Origin of the sequence: Aeromicrobium halocynthiae (assembly GCF_039531385.1) — a bacterium.
In the GTDB taxonomy this organism is placed as follows: domain Bacteria; phylum Actinomycetota; class Actinomycetes; order Propionibacteriales; family Nocardioidaceae; genus Aeromicrobium; species Aeromicrobium halocynthiae.
The window spans coordinates 1-15145 of record NZ_BAAAPY010000018.1 but is presented as its reverse complement, the minus strand read 5'-3'; the positions used below and the strand labels follow the sequence as shown (position 1 = coordinate 15145).

At 72.2% G+C, this 15145-nt stretch carries 8 protein-coding genes; 6 read left to right on the top strand and 2 right to left on the bottom strand.

Annotation, left to right across the window (positions count from 1 at the left end; all coding sequences use genetic code 11):
* Window positions 1-264: 264 nt before the first annotated feature.
* Complete coding sequence (locus ABD213_RS14885) at window positions 265-813, top strand: YceI family protein (RefSeq protein WP_344330240.1); 549 nt, start codon at window positions 265-267, stop codon at window positions 811-813.
* Window positions 814-877: 64 nt separating this feature from the next.
* Here ABD213_RS14885 and ABD213_RS14880 read toward each other — a convergent pair whose 3' ends face one another.
* Complete coding sequence (locus ABD213_RS14880) at window positions 878-1450, bottom strand: TetR/AcrR family transcriptional regulator (protein WP_344330237.1); 573 nt, start codon at window positions 1448-1450, stop codon at window positions 878-880.
* A 147-nt stretch (window positions 1451-1597) separates the two neighbouring features.
* Here ABD213_RS14880 and ABD213_RS14875 point away from each other — a divergent pair, with 147 nt between their 5' ends.
* The 5 genes from ABD213_RS14875 to acpS all read left to right on the top strand — a co-directional run bounded on the left by ABD213_RS14875 (window position 1598) and on the right by acpS (window position 14588).
* The gene (locus ABD213_RS14875) at window positions 1598-2743 is read left to right on the top strand and encodes an acyl-CoA dehydrogenase family protein (protein WP_344330234.1); all 1146 of its coding nucleotides are present in this window, start codon (window positions 1598-1600) and stop codon (window positions 2741-2743) included.
* 76 nt (window positions 2744-2819) lie between these two features.
* A complete protein-coding gene (locus ABD213_RS14870; RefSeq protein WP_344330231.1) occupies window positions 2820-4037 on the top strand; it encodes an acetyl-CoA C-acetyltransferase in 1218 nt (405 codons plus the stop codon).
* Entirely contained in the window at window positions 4037-4786 is a 750-nt protein-coding gene (locus tag ABD213_RS14865; RefSeq protein WP_344330229.1) for an SDR family oxidoreductase, read from the top strand. The genes ABD213_RS14870 and ABD213_RS14865 overlap by 1 nt, the downstream gene beginning before the upstream one ends.
* Window positions 4787-4875: 89 nt before the next feature.
* On the top strand, window positions 4876-14217 hold the full coding sequence (locus tag ABD213_RS15145) for a fatty acid synthase subunit beta domain-containing protein (RefSeq protein ID WP_425546077.1): 9342 nt from the start codon (window positions 4876-4878) through the stop codon (window positions 14215-14217).
* Complete coding sequence (gene acpS, locus ABD213_RS14845; RefSeq protein ID WP_344330226.1) at window positions 14208-14588, top strand: holo-ACP synthase AcpS; 381 nt, start codon at window positions 14208-14210, stop codon at window positions 14586-14588. The genes ABD213_RS15145 and acpS overlap by 10 nt, the downstream gene beginning before the upstream one ends.
* Before the next feature lie 177 nt (window positions 14589-14765).
* Here acpS and ABD213_RS14840 read toward each other — a convergent pair.
* Window positions 14766-15145 (bottom strand): HNH endonuclease signature motif containing protein (locus tag ABD213_RS14840; RefSeq protein ID WP_344330225.1); only part of this gene is annotated, 380 nt, incomplete at its 5' end.

The following is a 15145-nucleotide window of genomic DNA, read 5'->3' as shown; positions in this document are numbered from 1 at the left end:
TTCACACCCGAGGCCGGCAAAACACATGCTCATCAACCCGAAGGCGACAGCGAACCTATGAGCCAGACCTCAGATGCTCAGGATCCAACCAGCCGCTGATGGCGGCGAGCCCCACCCTGACACTGAGGGCGATCCTATCCATGCCAGGACCCCGTGCCGCGGCGATCGTGGACATGTCCGAAGGAATTGATTGAGGCTTCAACCAGTTGTATGGTCATGACCGGCCGCCATGGCCGACCAGACCTACATCTCAAGGAGACCCGCATGACCACTGCCACCGCCGTCACCCCCGGCACCTGGACGCTCGACACCACCCACACCGAGATCGGCTTCTCGGTCCGTCACCTCATGAGCAAGGTGCGCGGCACCTTCAAGACCTTCGAGGGCACCCTCGTGACGGCCGAGGACGTCACCGCCTCGACCGTCTCCGTCGAGGTCGACCTCTCCTCGATCGACACCGGCACGCCCGACCGCGACGCCCACCTGCGCTCGAGCGACTTCTTCGACATCGAGAAGCACCCGTCGATGACGTTCGTCTCGACCGGCGTGTCGCGGCGCGGCGACACCGACTTCGTCGTGACCGGCGACCTGACCATCAAGGGCGTCACCCAGCCGCTGGAGCTCCAGGTCGAGTTCCTCGGCGAGGGTGGCGACCCGTGGGGTGGCACCCGCGTCGGCGTCGAGGCCACCGGCGAGATCAGCCGCAAGGCGTTCGGCATCGACTTCAACATCCCCGTCGCCGGCGCCGACAAGGCGATGATCGGTGACAAGATCACCCTCACGATCAACGCCGAGGCGGTCCTCGCCTCCTGACGACGACCTCGACGGGGCGGGTCCGCGGCAGCGGGTCCGCCCCGTCGTCCGTGTCCGGGCGGCGTCAGTGCACCCGTGTCATGCGCACGGCGAGGTCGGCGTGCAGGGCCGCGATGTCCTGCGGGCTCTGGGCGCCGGTGGGAGAGAACCACCGCAGCAGGTCGATGCTGAGCGAGAGCAGGGCGCGCGCCGTGCCGGGGAGGTCGCCCACGTCCATGACACCGGCGGCGACGCCGTCACGCAGGGCGTCCTGCATGCGCGCCTCGATCGCGCGGCGCACCTCGGCGATCTCGGCCCGGTGCTCGTCGGTGAGCGCGGCGAACTCGTACTGCACGATGCGGCCGACCCGGCTGTTGGTCGCGTGCCACGCGCTGAACTCGCGGACCATCGCCTGCAGCCGTGCGGTGGGCTCGGCCTCGGAGGCGGCAGCCTCCTCGATCACCTCCAAGGCGGCCAGGTGGCCCGCACGGCTCACCGTGAAGAGCAGGCTCTCCTTGGAGTCGTGGTGCACGTAGACGGCAGCCGGGCTCATGCCGGCGCGCGAGGCGATGTCACGGGTGGTCGTCGCGGTGAAGCCCTTCTCGGCGAAGGCTTCCACGGCGGCGTCGAGCAGGCGTTCGCGGGCAGTGACGGTCATCTCACCCCTTCCATCTGGTTGACAGCATGACCCATGCCGGGCACGCTAAGCAAGCGCTTAGTTCGCCCCCCGGCGCGCCGTGTCGCGATGGTCCGTCCCCGCGGACCGCCACGACGTCGTCCGGGCCGCTGCCGAGGAGGATCCCCGATGGAACGCACCCTGTACGACAAGGACCACCAGTCCTTCCGCGAGACCTGCGAGTCCTTCCTCGCCACCAAGGTCGCGCCCCACATCGAGCAGTACATCGAGGACAAGGCACTGCCACGCGACTTCTGGCTCGCCGCCGGCGAGCTCGGTCTGCTCGGTCTGGAGATCCCTGAGGAGTTCGGTGGGTCCGAGGCGGGCGACTTCCGCTTCAACGCGGTGTGGGCCGAGGAGCTCAGTCGCGTCAGCGCCGCCCTCGCCTCGTGCGTCGGGATCCACTCCGACATCACCGCCCCCTACATCACCGAGCTGGGCACCGAGGAGCAGAAGAAGCGTTGGCTGCCGAAGGTCGCCTCGGGGGAGTGCCTGCTGGCGATCGGCATGACCGAGCCGGGCGGCGGGTCCGACCTCGCCGCCCTCAAGACGACGGCCGTGCGCGACGGCGACGAGTTCGTCATCAACGGGTCCAAGACCTTCATCACCAACGGCTACAGCGCCGATCTCGTCGTCACCGCCGTGCGCACGACGCCGGAGAAGGGCGCCAAGGGCATCACCCTGTTCGCCATCGAGGCCGGCGACGAGGGATTCAGCCGCGGTCGCAAGCTCGACAAGGTCGGCCAGACCGAGTCCGACACGGCCGAGCTGTTCTTCGAGAACGTGCGCGTCGGTGAGGACCGCATCATCGGCGAGTACGACATGGGCTTCATCCACATGATGCAGAAGCTCCCGCAGGAGCGGCTCAGCTGCGCCATCTCCAACGTCGCCCACGCCAAGCAGATCCTCGCCGAGACCGTCCAGTACGCGCACGACCGCAAGGCCTTCGGCCAGTCCATCGGCAGCTTCCAGTGGAACAAGTTCCTCATCGCCGAGCTCGTCACCGCGATCGAGGCGGCCGAGGCCTACAACGACCTCGCCGTCGTCGCGCACGCCGAGGGGCGCCTGAGTGCCGTCGACGCCGCCAAGGTCAAGTGGTGGTCCTCCGACGTCCAGAACAAGGTCCTCGACCACTGCGTCCAGATCCACGGCGGGTACGGCTTCATGAACGAGTACCGCGTGGCGCGTGCCTGGCGCGACGCCCGCGTCACCCGCATCTGGGCCGGCTCCAACGAGATCATGAAGGAGCTCATCGGCCGCGACCTCGGCTTCTGAGAGCCCCGCCTGGAACAGCCCCGCCTGAACAGCCCCGCCCCGCTCGACCACCAGAGCACGTCAAGGAAGGCCCACCATGCCCGAAGCCGTCATCGTCTCCACCGCCCGCTCGCCGATCGGTCGCGCCCGCAAGGGTTCCTTGAAGGACATGCGTCCGGACGACCTCACCGTCCAGATGGTCCGCGCGGCACTCGACAAGGTCGAGGCCCTGGACGCGAAGGACATCACCGACCTGCACCTCGGCGTCGGCCAGCCCGCCGGTGAGGCCGGGCACAACCTGGCGCGTGCCGTCGCCGTCCTCTCCGGCATGGACCACCTGCCGGGCGTCACCGTCAACCGCTACTGCTCCTCCTCGCTGCAGACGACGCGCATGGCGTTCCACGCCATCAAGGCCGGCGAGGGCGACGCCTACATCTCCGCCGGCGTCGAGACCGTGAGCCGGTTCGAGAACGGGTTCTCCGACCTGCCCGGCTCGGAGAACCCGCTCTTCGCCGACGCGATCGCCCGCACCGCGAAGCGCGCCGAAGGAGGCGCCGACACCTGGACCGACCCGCGCGAGGGTGGCGAGCTGCCCGACCTCTACATCGCGATGGGCCAGACCGCCGAGAACGTCGCCCAGCACCTCGGGATGAGCCGCGAGGAGCAGGACGAGTTCGGTGTCCGCAGCCAGAACCTCGCCGAGGCGGCCATCGAGTCCGGCTTCTGGGCCAAGGACATCACCCCCGTCACGACCCCCGACGGCACCGTGGTCTCCACCGACGACGGCCCCCGTGCCGGCGTGACCCTCGAGGCGGTCAGCCAGCTCAAGCCCGTCTTCCGTCCCGACGGGACCGTCACCGCCGGCAATGCCTGCCCGCTCAACGACGGGGCCGCCGCAGTGGTCATCATGAGCGACGAGAAGGCCAAGGCGCTCGGCCTCACCCCGCTCGCCCGCATCGTCTCGACCGCCGTCACGGGCCTGTCGCCGGAGATCATGGGCCTCGGCCCGGTCGAGGCCATCCCCGCCGCGCTGCGCAACGCCGGCATGGGCATCGACGACATCGACCTCTACGAGATCAACGAGGCGTTCGCCGTGCAGTCGTGGGGGTCGGCCAAGGTGCTCGGCATCCCGATGGACAAGCTCAACGTCAACGGCGGCGCGATCGCCGTCGGCCACCCGTTCGGCATGACCGGCGCGCGCATCACGAGCACGCTGATCAACTCGTTGCAGTGGCACGACAAGCAGTTCGGCGTCGAGTCGATGTGCGTCGGCGGCGGCATGGGCATGGCCATGGTCATCGAGCGGCTCTCCTGATGGGCCGCTTCGACGGTCGAGTCGCCATCGTCACCGGCGCGAGCAGGGGCATCGGGCTCGGCATCGCCGAGCGCCTCGTCGCCGACGGCGCCAAGGTCCTCATCACCGCGCGCAAGGTCGACGCCCTCGAGGAGGCCGTCAGCAGCCTCGGCGAGGAGAACGCGTCGTTCCTCGCCGGCTCCGGCGACGACGTCGCTCACCAGCAGGAGGCCGTCGCGACGGCCGTCGAGCGCTTCGGCCGACTCGACTTCCTGGTCAACAACACCGGCATCAATCCCGTGTACGGGCGGATGATCGACATCGACCTGGAGGCCGCGGCGAAGATCTTCGGGGTCAACGTGCTGTCGGCGGTGTCCTGGACCCAGCAGGCGCACCGGGCCTGGATGGACGAGCACGGCGGCGCCGTCGTCAACGTCGCCTCGGTGGCCGGTCTCAAGCCGGCTCCGAACATCGGCATGTACGGCGCGTCGAAGTCTGCCCTGATCCACGTGACCGAGGAGCTCGCCGTCGAGCTCGGACCGGACATCCGGGTCAACGCCGTCGCGCCCGCTGTCGTCAAGACGACGTTCGCGAAGGCGCTCTACGAGGGTCGCGAGGAGCAGGTCGCCGCGCCGTACCCGCTCAAGCGTCTCGGCCTGCCCGAGGACATCGCCGGGATCGTCGCGTTCCTCCTGTCCGACGACGCCGCCTGGCTCACCGGTCAGACGATCACGGCCGACGGCGGGCTCACGCTGACTGGTGGCGTCTGAGGAGATGGCTGCGGCCGGTGTGACGCAAAACGTGAGGAAACCCTCGGAAAAAACTTGAGGAGATCCTCACGTTTTGCGACGATGGGGCGGTGACGACCTTCGACAGCACCCCCACGGCCCGCACCTCCTCCGCTGCCACGGCTCGCGCCGGACGTCCCTCCGGATCGAGCGATCGGCGGTCCGCCCTCGTCGACCGGCTCGGCGAGGGCGTGCCCTTCGCCCTCCTCCTCGGTGGGCAGGGCGGGCCGTGGCTCGAGCCGCTCGCGGAGCTGGCGCGGGACTTCGCACTGGAGAACGAGCTGCGCGGCGTGGTCGAGGGCGCCGAGGGCCTCCTCGCCCCGGTCGCGGTCGAGCTGAGCCGCACCGGCACGACGATGGACCCGCTCGGCTGGCTCGACGTCCTCGCCGTCGGGGAGTCGGCCGAGGACCTCGACGCCGTGAGCGTGCCCGACGCCGCCGCACTGCGCGCCCCTGCGGTGTCGGTGCCGGGCATCGCCCTGACCCAGCTGGCCGGTCTCGCCGCCCTCCGCCAGCAGGGTCTCGACCTGAGCTCGACCCGTCCTGTCGCCTCGGCCGGGCACTCGCAGGGTGCCCTCGCGCTCGCCGCACTCGACGGCGTCGCCCCCGCCGAGGTCTACGCCTACGCCCGACTCGTCGGTGCCGCCGCCCAGGTCGTCGGGCGCCGTCGCGGACTGCTCGGACGCACGATGGTGAGCATCACCGGTGAGGGACTCGAACGCGTCACGCACGCGCTCGCCCCGCTGCCGGTCGGCGCCCGCGTCGTCAGCCGATTGCGCAACGGCCGCCGTGCCGTCGTGCTCTCCGGGCCGGAGGCCGGCCTCGAGCGGGCTGTCGCGCTCCTCGAGGAGCGGGCGGCAGCCGAGAAGGCCGAGCGCGAGCGCAAGACCACCGGTGGAGCCGCGTTCGCGCCCGTCGTCGAGGACGTCGACGCCGGGCTCGCCTTCCACCACCCGGACCTCGCGGAGGCTGCCGACCTCGTGGCCGAGTGGGCCGCCACGTGCGGTCTCGACGCCGAGCGGGCCCGCGACCTCGCTACCCGCGCCACCGTCGACCCGGTCGACTGGGTCGACGAGCTCGAGCGGGTGCTGGACGCCGGTGCCGAGTGGCTGCTCGACCTCGGCCCTGGCGATCTCGCCGCCCGTCTGAGCGCCCCCGAGGCGAAGGTGCGCGGAGCGGGACTCGTCGCCGTCGCCACCCGTCGCGGACACCGCGAGCTCACGACTCCCGGTGCGGCGCCTCGCCGCTCGACGCCATGGTCGACGTTCGCCCCCCGCGTCGTCGAGCTGCCCGACGGCACGGTGCGCGCGGAGACGCGCTTCTCGCGACTGACGGGACGCTCGCCGGTGCTCCTGGCCGGCATGACGCCCACGACCGTCGACGCCGCCATCGTCGCGGCCGCGGCCAACGCCGGGTTCTGGGCCGAGCTCGCCGGTGGCGGTCAGGTCAGCGAGTCCATCTTCACCGATCGTGTCGCCGAGCTCGACACCCTCCTGGAGCCGGGCCGGACCTACCAGTTCAACTCCCTCTTCCTCGACCCCTACCTGTGGAAGCTGCAGGTCGGCGGTCGGCGCCTGGTGCAGAAGGCCCGCGCAGCCGGTGCGCCGATCGACTCCGTGATCGTCACGGCCGGCATCCCGGAGCGGGACGAGGCCGTCGCGCTCGTGCACGAGCTGCGTGAGGCGGGCATCGAGTACACGGTCTTCAAGCCGGGCACCGTCAAGCAGATCCGCCAGGTCCTGCAGATCGCCGACGCCGTCGCCCCGCACCCCGTCATCGTGCAGATCGAGGGCGGGAAGGCCGGTGGTCACCACTCGTGGGAGGACCTCGACGAGCTGTTGATCAGCACGTACGCCGACCTGCGCGTCCGCGACAACATCGTCGTGTGCGTGGGTGGCGGCATCGGCACTCCCGACGCGGCCGCGCGCTACCTCACCGGCGACTGGGCCCGCGCCCACGGCCATCCCGTCATGCCGCTGGACGGCGTGCTGGTCGGCACCGCGGCCATGGCGACCCTCGAGGCCACCACCTCCCCGCAGGTCAAGCAGCTGCTCGTCGACACCCCAGGGACTCCCGACTGGGTCGGTGCAGGACAGGCTCAGGGCGGGATGGCCTCCGGACGCAGCCAGCTGGGCGCAGACATCCACGAGGTCGACAACGTCGCCTCGCGCGTGGGACGCCTGCTGGACGAGGTCGCCAGTGACGCCGACGCCGTGGCGCGCAGGCGCGACGAGATCGTCGAGGCGCTGGACCGCACCGCCAAGCCGTACTTCGGCGACGTCGCCGAGATGACCTACGCGCAGTGGCTGGCGCGCTTCGCCGAGCTCGCGACCGGCCACGACAGCCCCACCGGCGACGTGTCCGTCGAGGAGGGGTCCGCGGCCACGGAGTCGTGGCTGGACGTCACCCTGCGGGACCGCTTCCACGCGATGCTGCAGCGTGCCGAGGCGCGCCTCACCGACGCGGACCGTGGCTCCGTGCCGACGCTGTTCGCGGACTCCGCCGCCGTCGAGGACGTCCGGGAGGCGCTGCGCACCCTCCTCGCTGCTCACCCGGCCGCCGCGGACGTCCAGCTGCACCCCGCCGACGTCGCCTTCTTCGTGCAGGTGTGCCGCCGTCCGGGCAAGCCGGTGCCGTTCGTGCCGGTGATCGACGGCGACGTGCGTCGCTGGTGGCGCTCGGACTCCCTGTGGCAGGCCCACGACGCCCGCTACGACGCCGAGCAGGTCTGCGTGATCCCGGGCACCGTCTCCGTCGCCGGGATCACCCGCGCCGACGAGCCGGTCGCCGAGCTCCTGCGCCGCTTCGAGGACGCGGCGGTCGACGCCGTGCTGGCCGCGGGCAGCGCGCCGGAGAGCGTCGGCGGTCTGCGTCGCGTCGACGGCGTCGGCGTCGCCCTGGCCCGCGTGCTGGCCGCACCCGACGTCGTGTGGGCGGGCCGCTGCGTCCGCAACCCCGTGCACCGGCTCGGCGACGGCTGGGTCCTGGTCGAGCAGGACCGTGCCGAGCACCCCGGGACCGGGGCGTCGCTCCTGGCCGACGGCGACGAGGTCGCCCGCCTGGTCGTGCCGCTCGGCGCCGACCGCACCCTCACCATCGAGATCGAGGCGGGCGCAGACGTGGCCGTCGGTGCAGCACCTCTGGTGCGCACCGAGGTGGCAACCTCGGCGATGTCGGCGCTGCTCGCGACCGCCGCCGGCGGCACGCTGCCGCCGGTCGTCGACGGTGTCGCCACGGCCGAGGTCCCGTGGGACCCGGCGCTCGTCGCCGACCACGCCGCCGTCACCGCCGCGTCGGGCGGCCGGACCGTCCCCGACGCCGTCGTCGGCTCGGCCTGGCCGGTCGTCTTCGCCGTGATCGGCTCCGCGACCACCGACGAGGGTGAACCGGTCGTCGAGGGCATGCTCGACCTCGTCCACCTCGACCACGTCGCCGACGCCGTTCGACTGCCCGATGCGTCGGGGACGCTGTCGGCCACGGCTCGTCTGGTGGGCGTCGAGCCCAGCGAGCTGGGTCGCATCGTGACCGTGGCCGTCGACATCGACGACGCCGACGGCAGGTGCCTGAGCCTCACCGAGCGCTTCTGCGTGCGGGGTCGTCCCGGCACCGCCGCGGTCGCCGACCCCGAGCGGGCCGGTGCGACGCTGGGCGACGTTCGCGAGACGCCGCGACGCACCCGGGCCGAGGCCGCGATCGTCGCACCCGCGGACCTGCACGCGTTCGCCGCGGTCTCCGGTGACCACAACCCGCTGCACACGAGCCCGGCCGCGGCGCGTCTCGCCGGTCTCGACGGTCCGATCGCGCACGGCATGTGGCTCTCCGGCGCCGCGCAGCACGTCGTCGCCGAGCAGACCGGTCGCCGCATCCTCGGCTGGACCGCCCGCTGGCTCAGTCCTGTGGCCCCCGGGGCAGAGGTCGTCGTCAAGGCCGAGCGTGTGGGACTCGACGCCGGCGACGAGGTCCTCGAGGTCTCGTGCCGCACGGTCGGCGAGGACGCCGAGCTGGTCATGGCGGCCACCGTCCGACTGGCTGCACCCCGCACGGCGTACGCCTTCCCCGGCCAGGGCATCCAGCACGCCGGCATGGGCATGGCCGGCTACCAGCGCTCGAAGGCGGCCAAGGAGGTCTGGGACCGCGCCGACGCGCACACCCGTCGCGCCCTCGGCTTCTCGATCCTGACCGTCGTCCGGGACAACCCCACCGAGCTCGTCGCCGACGGCGTGCGCCACAAGCACCCCGACGGTGTCCTGTTCCTGACGCAGTTCACCCAGGTGGCCATGGCCGTGCTCGGCGCCGCCCAGATGGCCGAGCTGCGCGAGTCCGGCGCCTTCGTCGAGGGCTCGGTGCTGGCCGGTCACTCGGTCGGGGAGTACAACGCCCTGGCCGCTGTCTCCGGCGTCATCCCCCTCGAGGCCGTCGTCGAGGTGGTCTTCCAGCGTGGATCGGTCATGCACACGCTCGTGCCCCGCGACGCCGACGGCCGCAGCGACTACCGCCTCGCCGCGATCCGGCCCTCGCAGATCGGGCTCGCCGACGACACGGCGGGGGCGTCGGGCCGTGGGCGACAGTCGGAGACGGTGACTGCCTACGTCGAGGGGGTGGCCGCGCGAACCGGAGAGTTCCTGCAGATCGTCAACTACAACCTGCGCGGCTCGCAGTACGCCATCGCGGGCACCGTGTGCGGGCTCGAGGCGCTCGAGGCCGACGTGACGGAGCGCCGGGCGCGCTTCGGCGGCAAGGCGGCCTTCATCCTCGTGCCGGGCATCGACGTGCCGTTCCACTCGCGCGTCCTGCACGGCGGCGTCTCGGACTTCCGTGCCCGCCTGGAGGAGCTGCTGCCCGAGGAGGTCGACCCGTCGATCCTGATCGGCCGCTACGTCCCGAATCTCGTGCCGCGTCCCTTCTCCCTCGACCGATCCTTCGTGGCCGAGGTCGCCGAGCTCGTCGGCGGTGCGGAGGACGCCGACGCGGGGTCGCCGCTGGAGGCGGTCCTCGCCGACTGGGACGCCTGGGCCGCGCGGCCCAGCGCCCTGTGCCGCACGCTGCTCGTGGAGCTGCTCGCCTGGCAGTTCGCGAGCCCGGTGCGCTGGATCGAGACCCAGGACCTCATGTTCGCCGACCCGGCCCAAGGTGGCCTCGGCGTCGAGCGGTTCGTCGAGATCGGCGTCGGCCAGGCGCCGACCGTGGCCAACCTGGCCTCGGCGACCCTCAAGCTCCCCGCGGTGCAGCGCACCCTCCCGCTCGAGGGCGGAGGCGTCGAGGTGCTGAACATCGAGCGCGACGCCGCCGCGGTGTTCGCGACCGACGAGGACCCGGCACCGGTCGAGGAGGCTGAGTCTGAGGGCGAGTCCGCGCCGCAAGCGCCGGAGATCAGCCGGCCCGAGACGACCGATGCCCCGGCAGGGGTGCCGGGCCCTGGGCGGCAGTCGAGCACGGCAGGGGTGCCGGGCCCTGGGCGGCAGTCGAGCACGGCAGGGGTGCCGGGCCCTGGGCGGCAGTCGAGCACGGCAGGGGTGCCGGGCCCTGGGCGGCAGTCGAGCACGGCCCCGCGGCCGGCGGACCTGCCCTTCACGGCGGCCGACGGCACCCGCATCCTCATCGCCTGGTGGACCAAGCTGCGGCCCGACCAGATCGGCGGCGCCGACTCCATCGAGTCGTTGTGCGACGGAGCGTCGTCGCGCCGCAACCAGCTGCTCGTCGACCTCGGCGGGGAGCTGAACCTCGGCGCCATCGACGGCGCCGCGGAGGCCGACGTCCCGACCCTCGCCACGCAGGTGACGGGTCTCGCGCGCGGCTACAAGCCGTTCGGCCCGGTGCTGTCGGCGACCTTCGCCGACCACCTCAAGAAGCTGCTCGGCCCGGCGGGTCGCAAGCAGGCGTCCGTCGCCGAGCGCGTCACCGACGTCTGGCAGCTCGGTCCGGGATGGGCCAGCCACGTCGTCGCCGAGCTCGCGCTCGGCACCCGCGACGGTGCCAGTGTCCGCGGGGGAGACCTCGCGACCCTCCCGGTCCCTACCTCCGGGCCCGAGGTCGACGCCGCCGTCGACGCGGCCGTCCAGGCCGTCGCCGCACGTCACGGCGTCAGCGTCGACCTGCCGGCTTCCGGCGGGTCCGACGCGACCGTCGACGCCGCGGCGCTGGCCGAGATCACCGGTGAGATCACGGGTGCGGACGGTGTCCTCGCGAGCACCGCTCGGCACCTGCTGGGTCGCCTCGGGCTCGAGGCGACCACCGACCAGGCCTCCTGGGACGTCGACACCTCCGACCAGGCCGTGCTCGAACGCGTCGAGGCCGAGCTCGGCAGCGACTGGGTCGAGCTGACCGCGCCGGCGTTCGACGCCCGACGTGCCGTGCTGGTCGACGACCGGTGGGCGACCGCCCGCGAGGACGTCGCCCGCATCGCGCTCGACGACGAGCACGCCCCCGGTGACGTCGCGAGCTTCGCCGGTGCCGGCTGGGCCGTCGCAGCCCAGGCGCGGTGGTGGTCCGAGCGGGTCGACGAGCCGGCCACGCGTGAGCGTCTCCTGGCCGTCGCCGAGGCCGCGACCGACGACGCCACGGGCCGCTGGACGGGCGAGGTGGCCGTCGTGACCGGCGCGAGTCGAGGCTCGATCGCCGCGCAGACCGTCGCCGGCCTGCTCGCCGGTGGTGCCACCGTCGTCGCCACCACGTCACGTCTCGACACCACGCGCCTGCACTTCTACCGCGACCTCTACCGCCGGCACGCCCGACCGGGAGCGCGGCTGTGGGTCGTGCCGGCGAACATGGCGTCCTTCTCCGACGTCGACGCCCTCGCGGAGTGGATCACCACCGAGCAGTCCCGCACGGTCGGCAGCACGAAGCAGGTCAGCAAGCCTGCCCTCGTGCCGACCCTGCTGCTGCCGTTCGCCGCGGGCCGTGTCATGGGCGACCTCGCCGACGCGGGCAGTCGTGCCGAGGTGGACACCCGGATCCTGCTGTGGTCCGTCGAGCGGCTGATCGGCCGCCTCGCGGGCAGCGGTCGCGACCACGACCTCGCCGCCACGCTCCACGTCCTGCTGCCCGGCTCGCCCAACCGCGGCATGTTCGGCGGCGACGGCGCCTACGGCGAGGCCAAGGCTGCGCTCGACGCGATCGTCGCCAAGTGGTCCGCCGAGGGCTCGGACTCCGGCCGCGCCTGGGCCGACCGGGTCACCGTCGCCCACGCCATCATCGGCTGGGTCAAGGGGACCGGCCTCATGGGCGCCAACGACCCGCTCGTCGACGCCGTCGAGGCGGCCGGCATCCGCACCTGGACGACCGTCGAGATGGCCGAGCAGCTGCTCGCCCTGTGCGACGAGTCGACCCGCGAGGCGGCCCGGACGTCGCCCGTCACGGCCGACCTCACCGGCGGTCTCGCCGACGCCGACCTCGACCTGGGGGCCCTCGCCGCCGAGCTCGAGACGCCCGCGACCGAGCCCGTCGAGGAGCCCGAGGGCATCGCCGCCCTGGCGCCGTCGCCCGCCCAGCTGCCCGGGACCGTCACCCCGCAGTGGGGTGACGTGACCGCCCGGCCGGAGGACCTCGTCGTCGTCGTCGGCACCGGTGAGCTCGGCCCGTACGGTTCGGCCCGGACCCGCTTCGAGATGGAGGTGCACGACGAGCTCAGCGCCGCAGGCGTCCTCGAGCTCGCGTGGAGCACCGGTCTCATCGCCTGGGACGACGCCAACGGTTCCTGGTACGAGACCGCGACCGACGAACCGATCGACGAGGCGCAGATCCACGAGCGCTTCCACGACGAGGTCGTCGAGCGCTGCGGCATCCGTCGCTACGTCGACGACGGCTCCATGGTCGACAACTCCGCACCGCTGCTCACGTCGGTCTTCCTCGACGAGGACCTGACCTTCGCGGTCGGCAGCGAGGCCGAGGCCCGCGCGATGGTCGAGGCCGACCCCGAGCGGACCGTCGCGATCGAGCAGGACGGCGAGTGGAGCGTCACCCGGCGCGCCGGCACCGAGATCCGCGTGCCACGGCGGATGAGCCTGTCGCGGACCGTCGGTGGCCAGATCCCGACGGGCTTCGACCCGTCGGTCTGGGGGGTCCCGGCGGAGATGCTGGAGTCCGTGGACCGGGTCGCCGTCTGGAACCTGGTCTGCACCGTCGACGCGTTCCTCTCGAGCGGGTTCAGCCCGGCCGAGCTGATGCGCTGGGTCCACCCTGCGTTCGTCGCGAACACCCAGGGCACGGGCATGGGCGGCATGAGCTCCATGCACGCGCTCTACATCAACACTCTGCTGGGCGAGAACAACCCGAACGACATCCTCCAGGAGGCGCTGCCGAACGTCATCGCCGCGCACGTCGTGCAGTCCTACGTCGGCAGCTACGGCGCGATGATCCACCCGGTCGCCGCGTGCGCCACCACGGCGGTCTCCGTTGAGGAGGGCGTCGACAAGATCCGCGTGGGCAAGGCGGAGTTCGTCGTGGCCGGCGGGTTCGACGACCTCTCCACCGAGGGCATCGTCGGCTTCGCGGACATGTCGGCCACGGCCGACACCGAGGCGATGCTCGCCAAGGGCATCGACCCTCGACGCGTGAGCCGTGCCAACGACCGCCGTCGCGGCGGGTTCGTGGAGTCCCAGGGTGGCGGCACGCTGCTGCTGGCCCGCGGTGACGTGGCGGCACGCATGGGCCTGCCGGTCCAGGCGGTCGTCGCGTTCGCCGCGTCGTACGCCGACGGGGTCCACACGTCCATCCCGGCGCCGGGCATCGGCGCGCTGGCAGCGGGCATCGGCGGCACGCAGTCCATGCTGGCTCGCTCTCTCGCCGCGGTGGGCGTCGGTGCCGACGACATCGGCGTGGTCAGCAAGCACGACACGTCGACGGACGCGAACGACCCGAACGAGTCCGAGCTGCACGAGCGGCTCGCGGCGGCCCTGGGTCGCAGCGACGGCAACCCGCTGTTCGTGGTCTCGCAGAAGACGCTGACCGGCCATGCCAAGGGTGGCGCCGCGGCGTTCCAGCTCGCCGGTCTGTGCCAGGTGCTGGCGTCGGGCGTCCTGCCGCCGAACCGGAGCCTGGACTGCGTCGACGACGTCCTGTCCGAGCACGAGCACCTGGTGTGGCTGCGCGAGCCGTTGCAGACGCGAGGTCTGAAGGCCGGTCTGGTGACCAGCCTCGGGTTCGGGCACGTGGCGGGGATCATCGCCCTGGTGCATCCGCAGGCGTTCGTCGAGTCGCTGGCGCCGCAGGACCGCGAGGCGTACCTGGCGGCGTCGCGCGAGCGGGCGGTGGCGGGCCGCATGCGTCTGGCGCAGGTGATGACGGGTGCGGCATCCGCGTACGAGCGGCCGGCGGACCGCCGGCTCGGGTCGGGCTCGACCCGGCCGCTGGAGGCGTCGGTGCTGCTCGATCGTGGCGCGCGGCTGGGTGAGGACGGCGTGTACGCGTGCCGGTGATCGGCATCGGCACCGATCTCGTGCACGTGCCGTCCTTCGCCGAGCAGCTGGCGCTGCCCGGGACGGGGTTCGCGGGGGTGTTCACGTCGGGAGAACGCCGTGACGCCGCGGACCGGCCCGCGTCCCTGGCGGCCCGGTGGGCGGCCAAGGAGGCGTTCGTCAAGGCCTGGTCGGCATCGCTGCACGGGTCCGCGCCAGTCATGGGGGACGAGGCGCTGGCGCAGGTCGAGGTGGTCCGCGACGCGTGGGACCGTCCCCGCCTGCGCCTGTTCGGCGAGGTCGCCCGCCACCTGTCGGGCGTCGAGGCGCACGTGAGTCTCAGCCACGATGCCGACTACGCCTCGGCGTACGTGGTGCTGAGCGTCGAGTAGTCCCGCCGTCGTCGATGGGTGAGGGGCGCCGTCGACGCGGCGTCGGCTTCTTGTTCGTCGCACCTCGTCGTGCTGCCGCGCACCTGAAGCGGCTGGGCGCGTTCTCGGTGGTCGTATCGCGTCCACACCCCCGGGCGACCGAACGCGCCGAGTCCCACACAGGGCAGAGCTCTCCCGTCAGGCGGGGGTGGTTTCTCGGAAGCGTTGGTGTCGTCGGGGTCGTCGGTGGGGGTCGAGGTGGGCTGGTGGGATGAGCTCGGGGACGTGGTGGTGGGTGAAGCGGATGTGCCAGTCGTCGGTGTGGAGGGTGCGGTGGTGGTGGGGGCAGAGCAGGACGCCGTCGTCGAGGTTGGTGGTGCCGCCTGCGGCCCAGTGCTCGTTGGCGTGGTGCACGACGCACCATCCGGGTGGCCGATCGCATTGGGGGAAGACGCAGCCGTGATCTCTCATCTCGAGTGCTCGACGTTGATGGAGTGAGAACAGTCGTCGGGTGCGGCCGAGGTCGAGGGGCAGGGAGTCTCCGTCGAAGACGGCGGGCAGGAGTCGGTGTTCACACG

What these genes read in the sequence shown, in the direction of transcription:
- ABD213_RS14885 (WP_344330240.1), top strand. Translation starts at nt 265, where the DNA reads ATGACCACTGCCACCGCCGTCACCCCCGGCACCTGGACGCTCGACACC.
- ABD213_RS14865 (WP_344330229.1), top strand. Translation starts at nt 4,037, where the DNA reads ATGGGCCGCTTCGACGGTCGAGTCGCCATCGTCACCGGCGCGAGCAGG.
- ABD213_RS14875 (WP_344330234.1), top strand. Translation starts at nt 1,598, where the DNA reads ATGGAACGCACCCTGTACGACAAGGACCACCAGTCCTTCCGCGAGACC.
- ABD213_RS14870 (WP_344330231.1), top strand. Translation starts at nt 2,820, where the DNA reads ATGCCCGAAGCCGTCATCGTCTCCACCGCCCGCTCGCCGATCGGTCGC.
- ABD213_RS14880 (WP_344330237.1), bottom strand. Translation starts at nt 1,450, where the DNA reads ATGACCGTCACTGCCCGCGAACGCCTGCTCGACGCCGCCGTGGAAGCC.